General features: G+C 64.5%; 1 protein-coding gene and 2 pseudogenes. All 3 read right to left on the reverse strand.

The genetic code is table 11. The features are described 5' to 3' along the window. Window positions 1-125: pseudogene (locus tag ACRXB1_RS35615) on the reverse strand (FAD-dependent oxidoreductase); the annotation flags it as partial. Window position 126: 1 nt separating this feature from the next. Further along, a pseudogene (locus tag ACRXB1_RS35620) lies at window positions 127-408 on the reverse strand (response regulator); the annotation flags it as partial. A 38-nt stretch (window positions 409-446) separates the two neighbouring features. Continuing rightward, window positions 447-1,694, reverse strand: a 1,248-nt coding sequence (locus tag ACRXB1_RS35625) for a hybrid sensor histidine kinase/response regulator (protein WP_449494722.1), incomplete at its 5' end; no start/stop codon positions are given.

Below are 1,694 nucleotides of genomic sequence, written 5' to 3' on the forward strand. Positions count from 1 at the left end.
GCGCCGAGCGCCTGCGCTTTCTTCTTCAGCGCTTGCACGAGGCCATATCCGTCGAACCAGCCTTCGCCGGAATTGCCGTAGGCGCCCGCAATCAGGTCATCGGTATTGAGCCATGGAAACTTCGCGCATTGCCTCGTACACGCGCCACGAGTTCGCACCCACGTCAACCGTCACGATCAGGATCGCGCACGGCGCCTGACGCATGATCCGCCGCGTGGCTTCCGTCCCGTCGACGTGCGGCATCACGAGGTCCATCAGCACGACGTCCGGCTTCTGCGCCGTGCAGTAATCCACGGCCTGCACGCCATCGGTCGCCACCCAGATCACATCGAAATCAGGCCGCGTCGCCAGCGCCAGGCGCGTGGCTTCCACCGCAAGCGGCATGTCGTTCACTATTCCGATCTTCATTGCCAGCCCCCAGCTCTCTCGTTTTTATAACTGCTTCATCATGGCTGCGCCTCGCCAATCAGATCGCGCACAGCATCGAGCAGCGTCTGATCGTGGAAACTGCCCTTTGCCAGATAGTAGTCCGCGCCCGCGTCCAGCCCCCGCTGGCGGTCTTCCGCACGGTCCTTGTACGACACGATCATGACCGGCGTGTCGCGCAATTGCGGATCGCGCCGGATCAGCGTCACGAGTTCGATGCCGTCGAGCCGCGGCATGTCGATATCCGTGATCACCAGGTCGAAGCGCTCTCCGCGCACCGCGTTCCAGCCGTCCATGCCATCGACGGCAATGGTCACGTCGTAGCCGCGGCCGGCCAGCAGCTTGCGTTCGAGTTCGCGCACGGTCAGCGAATCGTCGACCACCAGCACGCGCTTTTTCGGCGCGGCGACGGCGCGGGCAGTACCTTGTGAAACGCGGCCGAGTTCGCCATCGACGACGAGTTTTTCGACCGCGCGCAGCCAGTCGTCGAGATCGGCGATCAGGAGCGGATCGCCGTTTTCCATCAACGCGCCCGCCGCGATGCTCGGCACCTTGCCGAGACGTTTGTCGAGCGGCTGCACGACCAGCATGCGCTCGCCGAGGAACCGGTCGACCACCACGCCATAAGTCGCCGCACCCTGGCCGATCACGACCACGTTGAGCGTGTCGCTGACCGTGTTGAAGGTGCCGGCGCGCAGGATCTGGTGCGCCGTCACGATGCCAAGACGCCTGCCCTCGAACTCGAAATGCTGATGGCCCTCGAGCAGATCGATCGATGCACGCGGCAACACGAGCGTGCGCGCCACATGCGCGAGCGGCAGGCCGTAGGGTTCGCCATCGACCTCCACGATCAGGCTGCGGATCACAGACAGCGTGAGCGGCAATTGCATCACGAAGCGCGTGCCGACGAGTTCTTCCTGCGTGACACGCAGGCTGCCACGAACCTGGCGCACGACGTCGTGGACCGCGTCGAGACCGACGCCGCGGCCGGAGACATCGGTGACGGTATCGCGCATCGAAAAGCCGGGGAGGAACAGGAATTCGAGCAATTCCGCTTCCGACAGACGCGCGGCCGTCGCTTCGTTGGACAGGCGTTTTTGCACGATCGCCCGGCGCAGCGCGGGAAGGTCGACGCCGCCGCCGTCATCGCTCACGCTGATGAAAAGCGATCCCGCGCTGTGGCGTGCTTCGAGCGTGATCGTGCCTTCGGGCGGCTTGCCGAAGGCGGAAATGAAAGGCAGCCAGGTCGTGCGCATGGTGCCGAACAA

The organism is Caballeronia sp. M23-90 (genome assembly GCF_053574605.1).